This is a genomic window from Rathayibacter sp. AY1D5 (genome assembly GCF_002932515.1).
In the GTDB taxonomy this organism is placed as follows: domain Bacteria; phylum Actinomycetota; class Actinomycetes; order Actinomycetales; family Microbacteriaceae; genus Rathayibacter.
This window is the reverse complement of record NZ_PSVU01000009.1, coordinates 32,276-50,477: the sequence shown is the minus strand read 5'-3', so window position 1 is coordinate 50,477 and position 18,202 is coordinate 32,276. Positions and strand designations below refer to the sequence as shown.

Genomic DNA, 18,202 nt, shown 5'->3' with positions numbered 1-18,202 from the left:
GGGGGGTGCGGATCGGTGCGCTGAGCGGCCATTCGTCCCCCCGTCCGGGGCCGGGAGTGTCAATCCCCCCGTTCCGCCGACCCGGCCGGCGCCGCCCCGCGGTACCGTCGTCGCAGGCGCCCACCTCGTGCGCTCCGGAGCGCACCGTTCGAGCGGAAGGCGGGATCGCCATGAGTACCGTCGCCGCGAACGCCGCCCAGCAGAAGGTGGCCGGCCGCTACTACCTGATCGAGCGCATCGGCTCCGGCGGGATGGGCTCGGTCTACCGGGCCCGCGACGAGACCGTGCAGCGCGAGGTCGCCGTGAAGGTGTTCCGCGCGGAGGCCTCGAACCCCGAGGACGTGGCCCGCCAGGAGCGCGAAGTGCGGATGCTGAGCTCCTTCGCCCACCCGGGCATCGTCAACCTCTTCGACGCGGGGCTGCACAACTTCGGCGGCGAGGTCCGCCGCTACGTCGTGATGGAGCTCGTCGCCGACCCCACGATGGAGGCGCGGCTCGAGTCCGGCCCCCTCCCGGCGGCGGAGGTCGCGGCGATCGGCACGCAGCTCGCCGAGGCCCTCGCCTACCTGCACGAGCGCGGCGTCGTGCACCGCGACGTGAAGCCCGCGAACATCCTGGTCAGCGAGGTCGCCTCCAGCGGCTACACCCGCACCGCCAAGCTCACCGACTTCGGCGTGGCCCACTTCATGGACGGCTCCCGCCTCACCAGCGACGGCGTCGTGATCGGCACCGCGAGCTTCGTCAGCCCGGAGCAGGTCGCGGGCGAGCCGATCAGCGGAGCGAGCGACGTCTTCTCCCTCGGCCTGGTCCTCCTCGAGGCGATCACCGGTCACCGCGAGTACTCGGGCACCGTCCTCGAGGCGGCCATCGCCCGCCTCCACCGCAGCCCCTCCGTGCCCGACACCCTGCCGGCGGAGTGGCGGGCGCTGCTGACCTCGATGACGCAGCGGGACCCGGAGAAGCGGCCGACCGCCGACGAGGTCGCGCACCGGCTCCGCGGCGGGATGACGACGGGCACGGCGGCGGCCGCGCCGACCGCCTCGGACTCGCGCGCGGCACGGATCCGGCGCTCCGTGATCATCGGCTCGAGCGTGGTCGGCGTCGGCGCGATCGCGGCGCTGTCGTGGATGCTCGGAGCGCTCGCCGGTCGCTGACCGACCGGGCGCGGGGCCCTAGGCCTCGCCGGGGAACGCGGGACGGAGCACGATCCGCGTCCAGGCGCCCACGTAGATCCGATCGCCCTCCTCGACCTCGCGGCGCTGACCGGCGGCGATCGGCGACTGCGGGAGCGCAGCCCCGGCCGGGGCGAGGTACGTGCCGTTCGCCGACTGCAGATCCTCGACCCACCAGCGGTAGCCGTCGGTGCTCAGCTGGCAGTGGCGCCGCGAGACACCGGAGTCGGAGCCGCAGTCCACCTGCGGCGAGACGCCGCGGGAGACGGACGGGCGGCCGACGAGCAGGGTGCGCTCGCGGAGGACGACGGTCGCGGGCGGGCCGGGCGAGGGCATGGGGTCGTCGGCGCGCTGCTCGGCGTACCACTCCGGGTCGACCCAGAGCTCGGCGATCCACGGGCGGTCCGGGTCCGCGGAGGCGGCGGCGGGGCGGGCGGAGCCGGTGGCCGGCGCGGACGCGGCCTCCTCCTCCGACACTGAGGCCTCGGGTGCCGCGTCGGGGGCTGCGGCCTCGGGTGCAGGGGCCTCCGGGATCACCTCGGTCGGCGGAGCGGCGGGCGGCGCGGTCGCGACGGGGGTGTCGAAGCCGGCCTCCTGCTCCGGGACCAGCTCGGTCGGAGCCGCGGGATCGGCCTGCGGCGCGGGCGCCTCGCCCAGGTGCTGGGCCGGGTCCCCCGACGGCGTCGCGGAGCCGCCGACCTCGCCCGGAGCGCGGACGGCGCCGGAGGAGGTGAACGGATCGGCCTCGGGGAGGGAGCCGATCGTGAAGTCGTAGCCGCAGTTCTCGCAGAACAGGGCGCCGGGCTCGTTCGGGAACGAGCAGTGCGGGCAGACCGAGGGGCCGGTCGGGATCGCGGTGGTCGGTGCGGCGGGAGCGGGCGACGGGGCCGCAGCGGCACCGATGGGCGCTCCGCAGACGTCGCAGTATTCGCCGGACTGCGAGGTGTGCCCCTCGGGGCAGCGGAAGCTCACTTGCGCACCCGCGTGGTCTTGGTCGACGCGGTGTCCAGCGCCATCTCGTCGAGGCGGTCCACGCCGCGCTTGAGCCGCACGGTGCCCTCGTTCGGGTTGTCGATCTCGACGACCTTCCGCAGCTTCGCGGTCGCCTCGTCGTTCCCGGTGACGGAAGCGAGCTGCACCGCCCGCCCGAGCTTGACCGTGGCGGTCGCCTCGTCGCCCCGCGCCTTTGCCGCGAGCCCGTCCTGGATCGCGGAGGCGAGCTCGGTCTGGCCGGTGTAGTGGGCGACGGCGGGGTCGATGCGGGCGGTCAGGGCGGAGTCGTCCGTCCAGCGCGCCTTCACCAGGGCGGAGGCGACCACCTCGTCGCGCACGCTGAGCTGCACCCGCGCGGCGAGCTGCTCCGAGCCGACCGGCTTCGACGCGACCCGGACCGCCACGTGGTACTCCCGCGACTCGTCGCCCCAGGCGCCGGTCGGGTAGACGCCGGTGAGCGGGTTCACGGCGTTCCGCCGGGAGCTGAGGTCCTCGAGGTTCGGCGCGACCTGGCGGACGAAGAGCAGCTGCGCGCCCTGCGGAGTCCAGACGCGGAGCTCGCCGTTGGCGACTCCCCGGCCCATCGACGCCCGCATCAGCGACTCGAAGTCGGCCGCCATGTCGGCCGGGTTCGCGATCAGGCCCACGGTGCCCAGCAGGGCGCTCGCGATGGTGCGCGCCTCCTCGACGATCCAGCGGGAGCCGACGCCGCGCACGTCGCACTGGAAGTCGCCCGACGCCGCGCGGATCGCCGCGTCCAGCTGCATCCGCGACTCGTGCTCGTTCTTGCCGTCGGTGAGGAGGATCGCGTGCCTCTGCGTCGCCTCCGCCACGGTCGCGAACAGCTGGCGGGCGAGGGTCAGCCAGGTGCCCATCGCGGTGCCGCCGTCGGCCTGGAGGTAGCCGATCGCCTCCTTCGCCGCGGCCCGCGCCCCCGGCTCCATCCGCACCATCGAGACGGTGGCATTGGGGTAGGGGAAGGCGCGGTCGGCGCGCTCGGATCCGGCCACGACGGCGAAGAAGGTGCCGTCCAGGATCTGGTCGACGGCCACGGCGGCGGCGCGCTTCGCGGCCGTCATGTTCTCGCCGGTCATCGATCCGGAGCAGTCGACGATGATGATCTCGGCCGCGGCCCCGTCGGACCCGGCGACCCCCGTGCCGGACGCGGTCACCGTGACGATGGCGTGCACGTCGGTGGCGCCGCCCGAGAGGAACTCGTTCTGGAAAACACTCGCGCTGAACTCCGCCATTCCGGCAGTTTACGGGGACGCCCGGCCCGAGCGGCCCTCCATCGCCGAGGATCGGCCGGGCATCGCGGCCCGACGCCTGCACGACAGCTGTCGGGGCGGGCGGAGGCGGGTCGAGCGCCGCCGGAGCGCCCCCGTCAAGCCCGCCGCGACCGGACGCCGCCGATGCCAGGGTGGAGCCGTGCCTCCCTGGACCCTCGCCCTCGCCAGCGGCGCCATCGGCGGCGCCACCCTCCTGATCGGCGCCGCGCTCGCCTGGTTCGTGCGCGTGCCCCCGAAGCTCACCGCCGCGATCTCCGCCTTCGGAGCAGGGGTGCTGATCTCGGCGCTCGCCTACGAGCTCGTGCAGGAGGCGGCGGACGACGGAGGACTGCTCCCGACGATCCTCGGCACGCTCGCGGGAGCCGTCGTCTTCGTCGGCGCGGACGCGCTGCTCACCCGCGCCGGCGCGGGGAACCGCAAGAGCGCGAAGGGGTCGGGCGGAGGAGGAGGCGCGGCCATCGCGGCCGGCGCCCTGATCGACGGGGTCCCCGAATCGATCGTGCTCGGCCTCTCGGTCGCCCAGGGCGGAGCGGGAGCGGCGATCAGCGTGCCCATCGTCGCCGCGGTCGCGATCTCGAACCTCCCCGAGGGACTGTCCTCGACGGTCGGCATGAAAGCCGACGGCCGCTCCGCCCGCTACGTCTTCACCGTCTGGGGCGGGATCGCCGCGATCTCGGCCGCCGCAGCGCTGGTCGGCTTCCTGGTCTTCGCCGCCGCACCGGGCGCGGTCGTGGCCTTCGTGACGACCGTCGCCGCCGGCGCGATCCTCGCCATGATCTCGAACACGATGATCCCCGAGGCGTTCGACCGCGACGACGTGCTCACCGGGCTGTATGCGGTGCTCGGGTTCGTGACGGCGTTCGCCTTGCACAGTGCTGGTTAGGACGCCGCTCCCCGCGCGGCGTCCCGCAGTCGGCTCCAGCGCATGGCCGGGTCCCGAGGAGCGGGATGCGCACGGCGACGCGGATCCGCTGGAACGCGGATCCCCGGATACGCCTCGCGACGCGGATCCGCTGGTTAGGACGCCGCTCCCCGCGCGGCGTCCCGCAGTCGGCTCGAGCGCATGGCCGGGTCCCGAGGAGCGGGTCGCGCACGGCGACGCGGATCCGCTGGAACGCGGATCCCCGGATACGCCTCGCGACGCGGATCCGCTGGTTAGGACGCCGCTCCCCGCGCGGCGTCCCGCAGTCGGCTCGAGCGCATGGCCGGGTCCCGAGGAGCGGGTCGCGCACGGCGACGCGGATCTGCTGGAACGCGGATCCCCGGATACGCCTCGCGACGCGGATCCGCTGGTTAGGACGCCGCTCCCCGCGCGGCATCCCGCAGTCGGCTCCAGCGCGGGGCCGGGTCCCGAGGAGCGGGACGCGCACGGCGACGCGGATCCGCTGGAACGCGGATCCCCGGATACGCCGCGCGAGGACGCCGCTCGCCGCGGAACGGAGTGCGGTCAGCCGCTGAAGGCGGTGAGGGCGTCGTCGAGGATGCCGAGGCCGCGGGCGACCTCGGCGGAAGTGATGACGGCCGGCGGGACCACGTGGATCCGGTTGTCGGCGGTGAAGGGCAGGAGACCGCGGGACAGCAGGTCGGCCTTGAGGCGGGCGACGGAGGCCGCCGGCAGCGGGGCGCGCGCGTCCCGGTCGGTGACCAGCTCCAGGGCCCAGAACACTCCGGAGCCCCGGACCTCGCCGATCAGGTCGTGCTTCGCCTCGAGCGCCGCCAGGCCGGGGGCCAGGTGCTCCGAGCCGATGGTGCGCGCGTTGTCGACGATCCCCTCCTCCTCCATCGCCTCGAGCGTCGCGACGACGCTGGCAGCGGCGAGCGGGTGGCCCGAGTAGGTGAGACCGCCGGGGAAGACGCGCTCGTCGAAGTGGTGGGCGATCGGATCCGAGATGACGACGCCGCCGAGCGGGACGTAGCCGGAGTTCACGCCCTTCGCGAAGGTGATCAGATCGGGGCGCACGTCGAAGGCGTCGAAGGCGAACCACTCCCCCGTGCGGCCGAAGCCCGCCATGACCTCGTCGAGGATCAGCTGGATGCCGTACCGGTCGGCGATCTCGCGGACACCCGCGAGGTAGCCGGGCGGCGGGGTGAGCACGCCGGCGGTGCCGGGGATGGTCTCGAGGAGGAACGCGGCGATCGACTCCGGCCCCTCCGCCTGCACGACGCGCTCGAGGTGGTGGAGGGCGCGCTCGCACTCCTGCTCGACGGTCTCGGCCCAGAACTCGCTGCGGTACAGGTAGGGCCCGAAGGCGTGCACGTGCCCGCGGGAGTACTCGTTCGGGATGCGGCGCCAGTCGCCGGTCGAGACGATCGCCGCTCCCGTGTTGCCGTGGTACGAGCGGTACAGCGAGACGACCTTGTCGCGGCCGGTGAACAGCCGCGCCATGCGGATCGCGTTCTCGTTCGCGTCCGCACCGCCGTTGGTGAAGAAGACCTTCTCCATGCCCTCGGGCGCCCGCTCGGTGATCAGGCGGGCCGCCTCGGCGCGGGTCTCGTTCGCGTAGGCGGGGCCGACCGTGGTGAGGACGCCCGCCTGCTCCTGGATCGCGGCGACGACCTTCGGGTGCTGGTAGCCGATGGTGACGTTCACGAGCTGGCTCGAGAAGTCGAGGTAGCGGGTGCCGTCGACGTCCCAGGCCTCGGCGCCGAGACCGCCTGCGATCGGCAGCGGGTTCAGCGCGCCCTGCGCCGACCAGGAGTGGAACACGCGGGACCGGTCGGCGGCGGTGACCGAGGCGTTGTCGCGGACGGTGGGGGCGGTCGAGGACGTCATGGTCTCCATCGTGCCGCGCGCGCCTCGAGAGCGGCCGTGCGGATCCGTCGATCCGCGGACCCTACGATGGACGGAACGTCGAAGGGAGCCGCGCATGCCCGCGACCGTCCGCGATCTGCTGGCCGAACCGGCCTTCCGCCTGCGCGTGCTCGCCGGCGTCCACGACGAGGCCGACCTCGACGCCCCTCTGGTGTGGGCGCACTCCTCGGACCTCGTCGATCCGACGCCCTGGCTCGAGTCGGGCCAGCTGCTGCTGACCGACGGCGTCCACTTCACCGGGCACGACAGCGCCGAGTTCTCGGAGGAGTACGTCGCCCGGCTGCGCGGCCGCGGCATCCGCGCGCTCGGCTTCGCCACCCGCATCGTGCACGACGAGGTGCCCGCCGCTCTCGTCACGGCGTGCGAGCGCCAGGGCCTGCCGCTGCTGGAGGTGGCGGACCTGACTCCGTTCATGGGGATCATCCGCTTCGTCGCCGACGTGATCTCGCGGGAGCAGCGTGAGCGGCTGGAGTGGTCGCTCGAGGCGCAGCGGCGGGTCGCCCGCGCGGCGCTGCGGCCGGACGGGCTCGCGGCGATCCTCACCGAGCTGGAGCGGCAGCTGGACTGCTGGGTCGCCCTCTACGACGCCGCCGGGCAGAGGGTGCACCTGCCCACCCGGCTCGACGTGCCGGCGGAGGAGGCGGTCGCCGCGGCCGCGAGGCACGCCCTGACCCGCGGCAGCCGAGCGGGACTCCGACTCGACGACGGCGGCGGAGTGACGCTGCAGACGATCGGGCGCCGCGACCACCTGCGCGGGGTGCTCGCCGTGGGCACCGGCACGCCCCTGGACCCGGCGGGCAGCGACCTCGTCGCGAGCGTCATCGCCCTGGCGAGCATCGCGCTGGAGCAGCGGCGCGCGTTGGACTCCTCCCGCCGGCAGCTGCGCTCCGGACTGCTCGAGCTGCTGGCCGCGGGAGCCTTCGACGTCGCCGAGAGCACCGCACGGCGCCTGGGGAGCCCGCTGCCCGCCGAGCCCGTGCGGGTGGTCGTGCTGAGCGCGCCCGTGCACGGCGACTCGCTCCTCGACGAGCTGGAGGTCGTGGCGGAGGAGGACGGCGCGCGCCTGTTCTTCGCCGAGAGGGACGGCTCGCTCGTCGCCGTCGCCGCCGCCGACGGACTCGAGCCGCTGACCGCCGTGCTGGAGCGGCACGGCGCGAGCGCCGGCGCCTCCGCCCCGATCGGCTGGTCGGACCTGGACCGGGGCCTCGAGGAGGCGCGGCGCGCCGCCGAGCGGACAGGAGACGGGACGGTGGTCCGCTTCGAGGACGTCGCCGCCGAGGGGATGATCGGGCTCCTCGCCGCCGCCGGAGCAGCACCGCTCGCCCGCCGGATGCTCTCACCGCTGCTGACCCCCGAGGGAGCCGTGCTGCTCGAGAGCGCCCGCGTCTGGCTCCGCCGCAACGGCGCCTGGGAGCCCGCCGCCCGCGACCTCGGCGTGCACCGTCACACCCTCCGCAACCGCATCACCGCCGTCGAGCGCGCCCTCGGCCTCGACCTCGACGACGTCTCCGCCCGCACCGAGCTCTGGACGGCGCTGCGGCTGCACTCATAGCCGATCTCCTCCTGCGTCGTCGATCGGCCGCGGTCGGCCTCAGGAGGTGGGGACGATGGGAAGAGCGGGTCGCGTACCGCGCACGACGATCCGCTCCCACGCCGATCGCCGGTTGCGCTCAGCCGTGCTCAGGAGCCTCTCTCGTCCTGCGTCGTCGATCGGCCGCGGTCGGCCGGGGAGGGTGGTCGCGCTGGGAAGAGCGGGTCGCGTACCGCGCACGACGATCCGCTCACACGCGGATCGACGGTTGCGCGGTGCTCAAGAGCCTCTCTCCTCCTGCGTCGTCGATCGGCCGCGGTCGGCCGGGGAGGGTGGTCGCGCTGGGAAGAGCGGGTCGCGTTCCGCGCACGTCGATCCGCTGAGACGCGGATCACCGGTTGCGCTCCGCGCCGGCGGGAGGCGCTGGGTCGACCGGAGAGGCTCACCAGCACCGCTGAGCGCAACCGGCGATCCGCGTGGGAGCGGATCGTCGTGCGCGGTACGCGACCCGCTCTTCCCAGCGCGACCACCCTCCCCGGCCGACCGCGGCCGATCGACGACGCAGGAGGAGAGAGGCTCTTGAGCACCGCGCAACCGTCGATCCGCGTGTGAGCGGATCGTCGTGCGCGGTACGCGACCCGCTCTTCCCAGCGCGACCACCCTCCCCGGCCGACCGCGGCCGATCGACGACGCAGGACGAGAGAGGCTCCTGAGCACGGCTGAGCGCAACCGGCGATCCGCGTGGGAGCGGATCGTCGTGCGCGGTACGCGACCCGCTCTTCCCATCGTCCCCACCTCCTGAGGCCGACCGCGGCCGATCGACGACGCAGGAGGAGATCGGCTATGAGTGCAGCCGCAGCGCCGTCCAGAGCTCGGTGCGGGCGGAGACGTCGTCGAGGTCGAGGCCGAGGGCGCGCTCGACGGCGGTGATGCGGTTGCGGAGGGTGTGACGGTGCACGCCGAGGTCGCGGGCGGCGGGCTCCCAGGCGCCGTTGCGGCGGAGCCAGACGCGGGCGCTCTCGAGCAGCACGGCTCCCTCGGGGGTCAGCAGCGGTGAGAGCATCCGGCGGGCGAGCGGTGCTGCTCCGGCGGCGGCGAGGAGCCCGATCATCCCCTCGGCGGCGACGTCCTCGAAGCGGACCACCGTCCCGTCTCCTGTCCGCTCGGCGGCGCGCCGCGCCTCCTCGAGGCCCCGGTCCAGGTCCGACCAGGCGATCAGGGCGGAGGCGCCGGCGCTCTCGCCGTGCCGCTCCAGCACGGCGGTCAGCGGCTCGAGTCCGTCGGCGGCGGCGACGGCGACGAGCGAGCCGTCCCTCTCGGCGAAGAACAGGCGCGCGCCGTCCTCCTCCGCCACGACCTCCAGCTCGTCGAGGAGCGAGTCGCCGTGCACGGGCGCGCTCAGCACGACCACCCGCACGGGCTCGGCGGGCAGCGGGCTCCCCAGGCGCCGTGCGGTGCTCTCGGCGACGTCGAAGGCTCCCGCGGCCAGCAGCTCGAGCAGTCCGGAGCGCAGCTGCCGGCGGGAGGAGTCCAACGCGCGCCGCTGCTCCAGCGCGATGCTCGCCAGGGCGATGACGCTCGCGACGAGGTCGCTGCCCGCCGGGTCCAGGGGCGTGCCGGTGCCCACGGCGAGCACCCCGCGCAGGTGGTCGCGGCGCCCGATCGTCTGCAGCGTCACTCCGCCGCCGTCGTCGAGTCGGAGTCCCGCTCGGCTGCCGCGGGTCAGGGCGTGCCTCGCGGCCGCGGCGACCGCCTCCTCCGCCGGCACGTCGAGCCGGGTGGGCAGGTGCACCCTCTGCCCGGCGGCGTCGTAGAGGGCGACCCAGCAGTCCAGCTGCCGCTCCAGCTCGGTGAGGATCGCCGCGAGCCCGTCCGGCCCCAGCGCCGCGCGGCCCACCCGCCGCTGCGCCTCGAGCGACCACTCCAGCCGCTCACGCTGCTCCCGCGAGATCACGTCGGCGACGAAGCGGATGATCCCCATGAACGGAGTCAGGTCCGCCACCTCCAGCAGCGGCAGGCCCTGGCGCTCGCACGCCGTGACGAGAGCGGCGGGCACCTCGTCGTGCACGATGCGGGTGGCGAAGCCGAGCGCGCGGATGCCGCGGCCGCGCAGCCGGGCGACGTACTCCTCCGAGAACTCGGCGCTGTCGTGCCCGGTGAAGTGGACGCCGTCGGTCAGCAGCAGCTGGCCCGACTCGAGCCAGGGCGTCGGATCGACGAGGTCCGAGGAGTGCGCCCACACCAGAGGGGCGTCGAGGTCGGCCTCGTCGTGGACGCCGGCGAGCACGCGCAGGCGGAAGGCCGGTTCGGCCAGCAGATCGCGGACGGTCGCGGGCATGCGCGGCTCCCTTCGACGTTCCGTCCATCGTAGGGTCCGCGGATCGACGGATCCGCACGGCCGCTCTCGAGGCGCGCGCGGCACGATGGAGACCATGACGTCCTCGACCGCCCCCACCGTCCGCGACAACGCCTCGGTCACCGCCGCCGACCGGTCCCGCGTGTTCCACTCCTGGTCGGCGCAGGGCGCGCTGACCCAACTGCCGAACGCAGGCGTTCTCGGCGCCGAGGCCTGGGACGTCGACGGCACCCGCTACCTCTACTTCTCGAGCCAGCTCGTGAACGTCACCATCGGCTACCAGCACCCGAAGGTCGTCGCCGCGATCCAGGAGCAGGCGGGCGTCCTCACCACGGTCGGCCCCGCCTACGCGAACGAGACCCGCGCCGAGGCGGCCCGCCTGATCACCGAGCGGGCGCCCGAGGGCATGGAGAAGGTCTTCTTCACCAACGGCGGTGCGGACGCGAACGAGAACGCGATCCGCATGGCGCGGCTGTTCACCGGCCGCGACAAGGTCGTCTCGCTGTACCGCTCGTACCACGGCAACACGGGAGCGGCGATCGTCTCGACCGGCGACTGGCGCCGCATCCCGAACGAGTACTCCCGCGGGCACGTGCACGCCTTCGGGCCCTACCTGTACCGCAGCGAGTTCTGGGCCGAGACCGTCGAGCAGGAGTGCGAGCGCGCCCTCCACCACCTCGAGCGCGTCGTGCAGGCGGAGGGGCCGGAGTCGATCGCCGCGTTCCTCCTCGAGACCATCCCCGGCACCGCCGGCGTGCTCACCCCGCCGCCCGGCTACCTCGCGGGTGTCCGCGAGATCGCCGACCGGTACGGCATCCAGCTGATCCTCGACGAGGTCATGGCGGGCTTCGGCCGCACGGGGGAGTGGTTCGCCTTCGACGCCTTCGACGTGCGCCCCGATCTGATCACCTTCGCGAAGGGCGTGAACTCCGGCTACGTCCCGATCGGCGGCGTCGTCATCTCGGATCCGATCGCCCACCACTTCGACGAGCGCGTCTTCCCCGGCGGTCTCACCTACTCGGGCCACCCGCTCGCCGCTGCCAGCGTCGTCGCGACGCTCGAGGCGATGGAGGAGGAGGGGATCGTCGACAACGCGCGCACCATCGGCTCGGAGCACCTGGCCCCCGGCCTGGCGGCGCTCGAGGCGAAGCACGACCTGATCGGCGAGGTCCGGGGCTCCGGAGTGTTCTGGGCCCTGGAGCTGGTCACCGACCGGGACGCGCGCACCCCGCTGCCGGCGGCCTCCGTCGCCCGCCTCAAGGCCGACCTGCTGTCCCGCGGTCTCCTGCCCTTCACCGCCGACAACCGGATCCACGTGGTCCCGCCGGCCGTCATCACTTCCGCCGAGGTCGCCCGCGGCCTCGGCATCCTCGACGACGCCCTCACCGCCTTCAGCGGCTGACCGCACTCCGTTCCGCGGGGAGCGGCGTCCTCGCGGGGCGTATCCGGGGATCCGCGTTCCAGCGGATCCGCGTCGCCGTGCGCGTCCCGCTCCTCGGGACCCGGCCCCGCGCTGGAGCCGACTGCGGGATGCCGCGCGGGGAGCGGCGTCCTAACCAGCGGATCCGCGTCGCGAGGCGTATCCGGGGATCCGCGTTCCAGCAGATCCGCGTCGCCGTGCGCGACCCGCTCCTCGGGACCCGGCCATGCGCTCGAGCCGACTGCGGGACGCCGCGCGGGGAGCGGCGTCCTAACCAGCGGATCCGCGTCGCGAGGCGTATCCGGGGATCCGCGTTCCAGCGGATCCGCGTCGCCGTGCGCGACCCGCTCCTCGGGACCCGGCCATGCGCTCGAGCCGACTGCGGGACGCCGCGCGGGGAGCGGCGTCCTAACCAGCGGATCCGCGTCGCGAGGCGTATCCGGGGATCCGCGTTCCAGCGGATCCGCGTCGCCGTGCGCATCCCGCTCCTCGGGACCCGGCCATGCGCTGGAGCCGACTGCGGGACGCCGCGCGGGGAGCGGCGTCCTAACCAGCACTGTGCAAGGCGAACGCCGTCACGAACCCGAGCACCGCATACAGCCCGGTGAGCACGTCGTCGCGGTCGAACGCCTCGGGGATCATCGTGTTCGAGATCATGGCGAGGATCGCGCCGGCGGCGACGGTCGTCACGAAGGCCACGACCGCGCCCGGTGCGGCGGCGAAGACCAGGAAGCCGACCAGCGCTGCGGCGGCCGAGATCGCGGCGATCCCGCCCCAGACGGTGAAGACGTAGCGGGCGGAGCGGCCGTCGGCTTTCATGCCGACCGTCGAGGACAGTCCCTCGGGGAGGTTCGAGATCGCGACCGCGGCGACGATGGGCACGCTGATCGCCGCTCCCGCTCCGCCCTGGGCGACCGAGAGGCCGAGCACGATCGATTCGGGGACCCCGTCGATCAGGGCGCCGGCCGCGATGGCCGCGCCTCCTCCTCCGCCCGACCCCTTCGCGCTCTTGCGGTTCCCCGCGCCGGCGCGGGTGAGCAGCGCGTCCGCGCCGACGAAGACGACGGCTCCCGCGAGCGTGCCGAGGATCGTCGGGAGCAGTCCTCCGTCGTCCGCCGCCTCCTGCACGAGCTCGTAGGCGAGCGCCGAGATCAGCACCCCTGCTCCGAAGGCGGAGATCGCGGCGGTGAGCTTCGGGGGCACGCGCACGAACCAGGCGAGCGCGGCGCCGATCAGGAGGGTGGCGCCGCCGATGGCGCCGCTGGCGAGGGCGAGGGTCCAGGGAGGCACGGCTCCACCCTGGCATCGGCGGCGTGCGGTCGCGGCGGGCTTGACGGGGGCGCTCCGTCGGCGCTCGACCCGCCTCCGCCCGCCCCGACAGCTGTCGTGCAGGCGTCGGGCCGCGATGCCCGGCCGATCCTCGGCGATGGAGGGCCGCTCGGGCCGGGCGTCCCCGTAAACTGCCGGAATGGCGGAGTTCAGCGCGAGTGTTTTCCAGAACGAGTTCCTCTCGGGCGGCGCCACCGACGTGCACGCCATCGTCACGGTGACCGCGTCCGGCACGGGGGTCGCCGGGTCCGACGGGGCCGCGGCCGAGATCATCATCGTCGACTGCTCCGGATCGATGACCGGCGAGAACATGACGGCCGCGAAGCGCGCCGCCGCCGTGGCCGTCGACCAGATCCTGGACGGCACCTTCTTCGCCGTCGTGGCCGGATCCGAGCGCGCCGACCGCGCCTTCCCCTACCCCAATGCCACCGTCTCGATGGTGCGGATGGAGCCGGGGGCGCGGGCCGCGGCGAAGGAGGCGATCGGCTACCTCCAGGCCGACGGCGGCACCGCGATGGGCACCTGGCTGACCCTCGCCCGCCAGCTGTTCGCGACCGTGGCGGAGGCGACGCAGAGGCACGCGATCATCCTCACCGACGGCAAGAACGAGCACGAGTCGCGGATGCAGCTGGACGCGGCGATCCGCGCGGCGTCGGGCGACTTCCAGTGCGACGTGCGCGGCGTCGGCTCCCGCTGGATCGTCGAGGAGGCGCGCACCATCGCGAGCGCCCTGCTGGGCACCGTGGGCCTGATCGCGAACCCGGCCGACATGGCGGCCGACTTCGAGTCGCTGATGCGGGCGTCGATGGGCCGGGGAGTCGCCAACGGCGAGCTCCGCGTCTGGACTCCGCAGGGCGCGCAGCTGCTCTTCGTCCGCCAGGTCGCGCCGAACCTCGAGGACCTCAGCTCCCGGCGGAACGCCGTGAACCCGCTCACCGGCGTCTACCCGACCGGCGCCTGGGGCGACGAGTCGCGGGAGTACCACGTGGCGGTCCGGGTCGCGTCGAAGCCGGTCGGCTCGGAGCAGCTCGCCGCGCGGGTGCAGCTCAGCGTGCGCGACGAGGTGGTCGCCTCCGCCCTGGTGAAGGCGCGCTGGACGGACGACTCCGCCCTGACCGCCCGCATCGACCCCGCCGTCGCCCACTACACCGGCCAGACCGAGCTCGCCTCCGCGATCCAGGACGGGCTCGCGGCCAAGGCGCGGGGCGACGAGGCGACCGCCACGGTCAAGCTCGGGCGGGCGGTGCAGCTCGCTTCCGTCACCGGGAACGACGAGGCGACCGCGAAGCTGCGGAAGGTCGTCGAGATCGACAACCCGAACGAGGGCACCGTGCGGCTCAAGCGCGGCGTGGACCGCCTCGACGAGATGGCGCTGGACACCGCGTCGACCAAGACCACGCGGGTGCGCAAGTGAGCTTCCGCTGCCCCGAGGGGCACACCTCGCAGTCCGGCGACTACTGCGACGTCTGCGGAGCGCCCATCGGTGCCGCTGCGGCCCCGTCGCCCGCTCCCGCCGCACCGACCACCGCGATCCCGACCGGCCCCTCGGTCTGCCCGCACTGCTCGTTCCCGAACGAGCCCGGCGCCCTGTTCTGCGAGAACTGCGGCTACGACTTCACGACCGGCTCCCTCCCCGAGGCCGATCCGTTCACCTCCTCCGGCGCCGTCCGCGCTCCGGGCGAGGTCGGCGGCTCCGCGACGCCGTCGGGGGACCCGGCCCAGCACCTGGGCGAGGCGCCCGCGCCGCAGGCCGATCCCGCGGCTCCGACCGAGCTGGTCCCGGAGCAGGAGGCCGGCTTCGACACCCCCGTCGCGACCGCGCCGCCCGCCGCTCCGCCGACCGAGGTGATCCCGGAGGCCCCTGCACCCGAGGCCGCAGCCCCCGACGCGGCACCCGAGGCCTCAGTGTCGGAGGAGGAGGCCGCGTCCGCGCCGGCCACCGGCTCCGCCCGCCCCGCCGCCGCCTCCGCGGACCCGGACCGCCCGTGGATCGCCGAGCTCTGGGTCGACCCGGAGTGGTACGCCGAGCAGCGCGCCGACGACCCCATGCCCTCGCCCGGCCCGCCCGCGACCGTCGTCCTCCGCGAGCGCACCCTGCTCGTCGGCCGCCCGTCCGTCTCCCGCGGCGTCTCGCCGCAGGTGGACTGCGGCTCCGACTCCGGTGTCTCGCGGCGCCACTGCCAGCTGAGCACCGACGGCTACCGCTGGTGGGTCGAGGATCTGCAGTCGGCGAACGGCACGTACCTCGCCCCGGCCGGGGCTGCGCTCCCGCAGTCGCCGATCGCCGCCGGTCAGCGCCGCGAGGTCGAGGAGGGCGATCGGATCTACGTGGGCGCCTGGACGCGGATCGTGCTCCGTCCCGCGTTCCCCGGCGAGGCCTAGGGCCCCGCGCCCGGTCGGTCAGCGACCGGCGAGCGCTCCGAGCATCCACGACAGCGCCGCGATCGCGCCGACGCCGACCACGCTCGAGCCGATGATCACGGAGCGCCGGATCCGTGCCGCGCGCGAGTCCGAGGCGGTCGGCGCGGCCGCCGCCGTGCCCGTCGTCATCCCGCCGCGGAGCCGGTGCGCGACCTCGTCGGCGGTCGGCCGCTTCTCCGGGTCCCGCTGCGTCATCGAGGTCAGCAGCGCCCGCCACTCCGCCGGCAGGGTGTCGGGCACGGAGGGGCTGCGGTGGAGGCGGGCGATGGCCGCCTCGAGGACGGTGCCCGAGTACTCGCGGTGACCGGTGATCGCCTCGAGGAGGACCAGGCCGAGGGAGAAGACGTCGCTCGCTCCGCTGATCGGCTCGCCCGCGACCTGCTCCGGGCTGACGAAGCTCGCGGTGCCGATCACGACGCCGTCGCTGGTGAGGCGGGAGCCGTCCATGAAGTGGGCCACGCCGAAGTCGGTGAGCTTGGCGGTGCGGGTGTAGCCGCTGGAGGCGACCTCGCTGACCAGGATGTTCGCGGGCTTCACGTCGCGGTGCACGACGCCGCGCTCGTGCAGGTAGGCGAGGGCCTCGGCGAGCTGCGTGCCGATCGCCGCGACCTCCGCCGCCGGGAGGGGGCCGGACTCGAGCCGCGCCTCCATCGTGGGGTCGGCGACGAGCTCCATCACGACGTAGCGGCGGACCTCGCCGCCGAAGTTGTGCAGCCCCGCGTCGAAGAGGTTGACGATGCCCGGGTGGGCGAAGGAGCTCAGCATCCGCACTTCGCGCTCCTGGCGGGCCACGTCCTCGGGGTTCGAGGCCTCCGCGCGGAACACCTTCACGGCGACCTCGCGCTGCACGGTCTCGTCGCGGGCCCGGTAGACCGAGCCCATCCCGCCGGAGCCGATGCGCTCGATCAGGTAGTAGCGGCCGGCCACCTTCTGCTGGGCGGCGTTCGCGGCGACGGTACTCATGGCGATCCCGCCTTCCGCTCGAACGGTGCGCTCCGGAGCGCACGAGGTGGGCGCCTGCGACGACGGTACCGCGGGGCGGCGCCGGCCGGGTCGGCGGAACGGGGGGATTGACACTCCCGGCCCCGGACGGGGGGACGAATGGCCGCTCAGCGCACCGATCCGCACCCCCCGCCGCGGGGTCAGCGGAGGCCGCTGCGCGCGAAGCCCTGCACGAAGTAGCGCTGGAACACCAGGAACAGCACCACCATCGGCACGACGTTCACCAGGGCGAACGCCATGGTCGCTCCGTAGTCGCTGCCGAACTGCCCCTGGAGGAAGAGCAGCCCGATCGGGAGCGTGAACAGCGCGTTCTCCTTCAGGGCGATGAGCGGCCAGGCGAAGTCGTTCCAGGAGCCGAGCAGCGACATGAAGAAGAGCACGGCGATGAGCGGCTTCGAGAGGGGGAGGACGATGGCCGTGAACACGCGGAAGTGCCCGGCGCCGTCGATCCGGGCCGCCTCGATCAGGTCCCGCGGGATCGCGAGGATGAACTGCCGCGCCAGGAACAGCCCGAACGCCGATGCCGCCGTCGGCAGGATCACCGCCCAGTAGCTTCCGTAGAGGCCGAGGTCGGTGACGAGCCGGAACAGCGCCACCATGATCACCTGCACGGGCAGGGTGAGCGTCGACAGGGCCAGGAGGAAGAGCACTCCGGATCCGCGGAACCGCAGCTGCGCGAAGGCGTAGCCGCCGAGCAGGTTGATCGTCACGGTGATCAGCGCGGTGACCAGGCTGATCGCGAGGGAGTTGCCGAACCAGGTCGCCACGGGGAACGACGAGAACACGCGCTCGAAGTTCACCAGCGTCAGCTCGCGCGGCCAGAGGCGGAGGGTGCCGCCGAGCAGCTCGGACCGCGAGGAGAACGCGACGACGACCATCCAGTACAGCGGGAAGACGATGACCACCGAGACGGCGAGGGCGAGGGCGAGGCGGAGCAGGCGCGAGGTGCGCGACGTGCGGATCATTCGACGAGGTCCCTCGAGCGGTTGGTGCGCCACTGCACCGCGGTGAAGATCATGGTCAGTATCAGCAGCACGATGCCGATGGCCGCGGCGTAGCCCTGGTCGCGGGTGACGAACCCGGTGTCGTAGGCGTAGGTCACGAGCACCGAGGTCGCGTTCTGGGGTCCGCCGCCGGTGAGCACGAAGACGATGTCGAACACCTGGAACGAGTAGATGACGTTGAGGATGAGCAGGAAGAACGACGACGGGCCGACCAGCGGCAGCGTCACGTGGCGGAACTGCTGCCACGCGTTCGCTCCGTCGAGCCGGGCCGCCTCGTAGAGCGCCGGGTTCACCCCCTGCAGCCCCGCCAGGTAGATCAGCATGTTGAAGCCGGTGCGCCACCACAGGGTGACGAGCACCACGGAGGCGAAGGCGGCCGCTCCGCCGGACTGCCAGGCGATGCGGGGGAGGCCGATCGTCTGGAGCATGCCGTCGAGCACGCCGCTGTTCTCGTCGAAGATCAGCACGCCCATCAGCGCCGTCGCCACGCCGGAGACCGCCATCGGCAGGATGAGGATGCTGCGGAACACCGGACGCGCGGGCAGCACCGAGTTCATCAGCACCGCCGCGCCGAGGCCCAGCGCCATCGAGAGCGGGGTCACGATCAGGGTGAACAACGCCGTGTTCAGCGTCGAGCGCCAGAAGAGGCCGTCGCCGAGCAGCCGCGCGTAGTTGTCGAGCCCGACGAAGACGCCGTCGCCGAAGCCGTTCGTGCGCTGGAAGCCGATCAGGAACGCGCCGCCCAGGGGGACGAACACGAACAGGCCGAGCATCAGCAGGTTCGGCGCGAGGAACGCGTAGGCGGCCGCCGTCTCGCGGGCGGGGGCGCGGGAGGTGCGCCGGGGGCGGGCGGTCACCGCCTCCGGCGCGAGG

At 73.8% G+C, this 18,202-nt stretch carries 14 protein-coding genes; 6 read left to right on the top strand and 8 right to left on the bottom strand.

The window, feature by feature from the left end; all coding sequences use genetic code 11:
• The first annotated feature begins 170 nt into the window (after positions 1-170).
• A complete protein-coding gene (locus tag C5C82_RS04345; RefSeq protein ID WP_104295296.1) occupies positions 171-1,154 on the top strand; it encodes a serine/threonine-protein kinase in 984 nt (327 codons plus the stop codon).
• Positions 1,155-1,172: 18 nt separating this feature from the next.
• Here C5C82_RS04345 and C5C82_RS04340 read toward each other — a convergent pair whose 3' ends face one another.
• Positions 1,173-2,144: an FHA domain-containing protein gene (locus C5C82_RS04340; protein ID WP_104354672.1), complete on the bottom strand. Its 972-nt coding sequence runs from the start codon at positions 2,142-2,144 to the stop codon at positions 1,173-1,175.
• Positions 2,141-3,415, bottom strand: coding sequence for a VWA domain-containing protein (locus C5C82_RS04335; protein WP_104354671.1), 1,275 nt, complete (start codon positions 3,413-3,415; stop codon positions 2,141-2,143). Before C5C82_RS04335 ends, C5C82_RS04340 begins: the two co-directional genes overlap by 4 nt.
• A gap of 178 nt (positions 3,416-3,593) precedes the next feature.
• Between C5C82_RS04335 and C5C82_RS04330 the strand changes: the two genes are divergently transcribed.
• Positions 3,594-4,337: a ZIP family metal transporter gene (locus C5C82_RS04330; RefSeq protein ID WP_104233141.1), complete on the top strand. Its 744-nt coding sequence runs from the start codon at positions 3,594-3,596 to the stop codon at positions 4,335-4,337.
• A 564-nt stretch (positions 4,338-4,901) separates the two neighbouring features.
• Here the strand turns inward: C5C82_RS04330 and C5C82_RS04325 are convergent.
• Positions 4,902-6,227, bottom strand: coding sequence for an aspartate aminotransferase family protein (locus C5C82_RS04325; protein WP_104354670.1), 1,326 nt, complete (start codon positions 6,225-6,227; stop codon positions 4,902-4,904).
• A 94-nt stretch (positions 6,228-6,321) separates the two neighbouring features.
• Here C5C82_RS04325 and C5C82_RS04320 point away from each other — a divergent pair, with 94 nt between their 5' ends.
• Positions 6,322-7,818 (top strand): PucR family transcriptional regulator, encoded by a 1,497-nt coding sequence (locus tag C5C82_RS04320; RefSeq protein WP_181072766.1) that lies wholly within the window; start codon positions 6,322-6,324, stop codon positions 7,816-7,818.
• A gap of 820 nt (positions 7,819-8,638) precedes the next feature.
• Here the strand turns inward: C5C82_RS04320 and C5C82_RS04315 are convergent.
• The gene (locus C5C82_RS04315) at positions 8,639-10,135 is read right to left on the bottom strand and encodes a PucR family transcriptional regulator (protein WP_181134397.1); all 1,497 of its coding nucleotides are present in this window, start codon (positions 10,133-10,135) and stop codon (positions 8,639-8,641) included.
• 94 nt (positions 10,136-10,229) lie between these two features.
• Here C5C82_RS04315 and C5C82_RS04310 point away from each other — a divergent pair, with 94 nt between their 5' ends.
• Positions 10,230-11,555: an aspartate aminotransferase family protein gene (locus tag C5C82_RS04310; protein WP_104354668.1), complete on the top strand. Its 1,326-nt coding sequence runs from the start codon at positions 10,230-10,232 to the stop codon at positions 11,553-11,555.
• 564 nt (positions 11,556-12,119) lie between these two features.
• On the opposite strand, the gene C5C82_RS04305 is transcribed toward C5C82_RS04310, so the two are convergent.
• Positions 12,120-12,863 (bottom strand): ZIP family metal transporter, encoded by a 744-nt coding sequence (locus C5C82_RS04305; protein ID WP_104233141.1) that lies wholly within the window; start codon positions 12,861-12,863, stop codon positions 12,120-12,122.
• A gap of 178 nt (positions 12,864-13,041) precedes the next feature.
• Here C5C82_RS04305 and C5C82_RS04300 point away from each other — a divergent pair, with 178 nt between their 5' ends.
• A complete protein-coding gene (locus C5C82_RS04300) occupies positions 13,042-14,316 on the top strand; it encodes a VWA domain-containing protein (RefSeq protein ID WP_104354667.1) in 1,275 nt (424 codons plus the stop codon).
• Complete coding sequence (locus tag C5C82_RS04295) at positions 14,313-15,284, top strand: FHA domain-containing protein (RefSeq protein WP_104354666.1); 972 nt, start codon at positions 14,313-14,315, stop codon at positions 15,282-15,284. Before C5C82_RS04300 ends, C5C82_RS04295 begins: the two co-directional genes overlap by 4 nt.
• Positions 15,285-15,302: 18 nt before the next feature.
• Here the strand turns inward: C5C82_RS04295 and C5C82_RS04290 are convergent, their stop codons facing one another.
• The 3 genes from C5C82_RS04290 to C5C82_RS04280 all read right to left on the bottom strand — a co-directional run bounded on the left by C5C82_RS04290 (position 15,303) and on the right by C5C82_RS04280 (position 18,186).
• A complete protein-coding gene (locus C5C82_RS04290) occupies positions 15,303-16,286 on the bottom strand; it encodes a serine/threonine-protein kinase (RefSeq protein ID WP_104295296.1) in 984 nt (327 codons plus the stop codon).
• A 179-nt stretch (positions 16,287-16,465) separates the two neighbouring features.
• On the bottom strand, positions 16,466-17,290 hold the full coding sequence (locus C5C82_RS04285) for a carbohydrate ABC transporter permease (RefSeq protein ID WP_104233145.1): 825 nt from the start codon (positions 17,288-17,290) through the stop codon (positions 16,466-16,468).
• Complete coding sequence (locus tag C5C82_RS04280; RefSeq protein ID WP_244229482.1) at positions 17,287-18,186, bottom strand: carbohydrate ABC transporter permease; 900 nt, start codon at positions 18,184-18,186, stop codon at positions 17,287-17,289. The genes C5C82_RS04285 and C5C82_RS04280 overlap by 4 nt, the downstream gene beginning before the upstream one ends.
• Positions 18,187-18,202: the final 16 nt, after the last annotated feature.

Bases quoted from the DNA above. Each gene is read 5' to 3' on its own strand.
- C5C82_RS04345 (WP_104295296.1), top strand. From the start codon at position 171: ATGAGTACCGTCGCCGCGAACGCCGCCCAGCAGAAGGTGGCCGGCCGC.
- C5C82_RS04335 (WP_104354671.1), bottom strand. From the start codon at position 3,415: ATGGCGGAGTTCAGCGCGAGTGTTTTCCAGAACGAGTTCCTCTCGGGC.
- C5C82_RS04325 (WP_104354670.1), bottom strand. From the start codon at position 6,227: ATGACGTCCTCGACCGCCCCCACCGTCCGCGACAACGCCTCGGTCACC.
- C5C82_RS04320 (WP_181072766.1), top strand. From the start codon at position 6,322: ATGCCCGCGACCGTCCGCGATCTGCTGGCCGAACCGGCCTTCCGCCTG.
- C5C82_RS04315 (WP_181134397.1), bottom strand. From the start codon at position 10,135: ATGCCCGCGACCGTCCGCGATCTGCTGGCCGAACCGGCCTTCCGCCTG.
- C5C82_RS04310 (WP_104354668.1), top strand. From the start codon at position 10,230: ATGACGTCCTCGACCGCCCCCACCGTCCGCGACAACGCCTCGGTCACC.
- C5C82_RS04300 (WP_104354667.1), top strand. From the start codon at position 13,042: ATGGCGGAGTTCAGCGCGAGTGTTTTCCAGAACGAGTTCCTCTCGGGC.
- C5C82_RS04290 (WP_104295296.1), bottom strand. From the start codon at position 16,286: ATGAGTACCGTCGCCGCGAACGCCGCCCAGCAGAAGGTGGCCGGCCGC.
- C5C82_RS04285 (WP_104233145.1), bottom strand. From the start codon at position 17,290: ATGATCCGCACGTCGCGCACCTCGCGCCTGCTCCGCCTCGCCCTCGCC.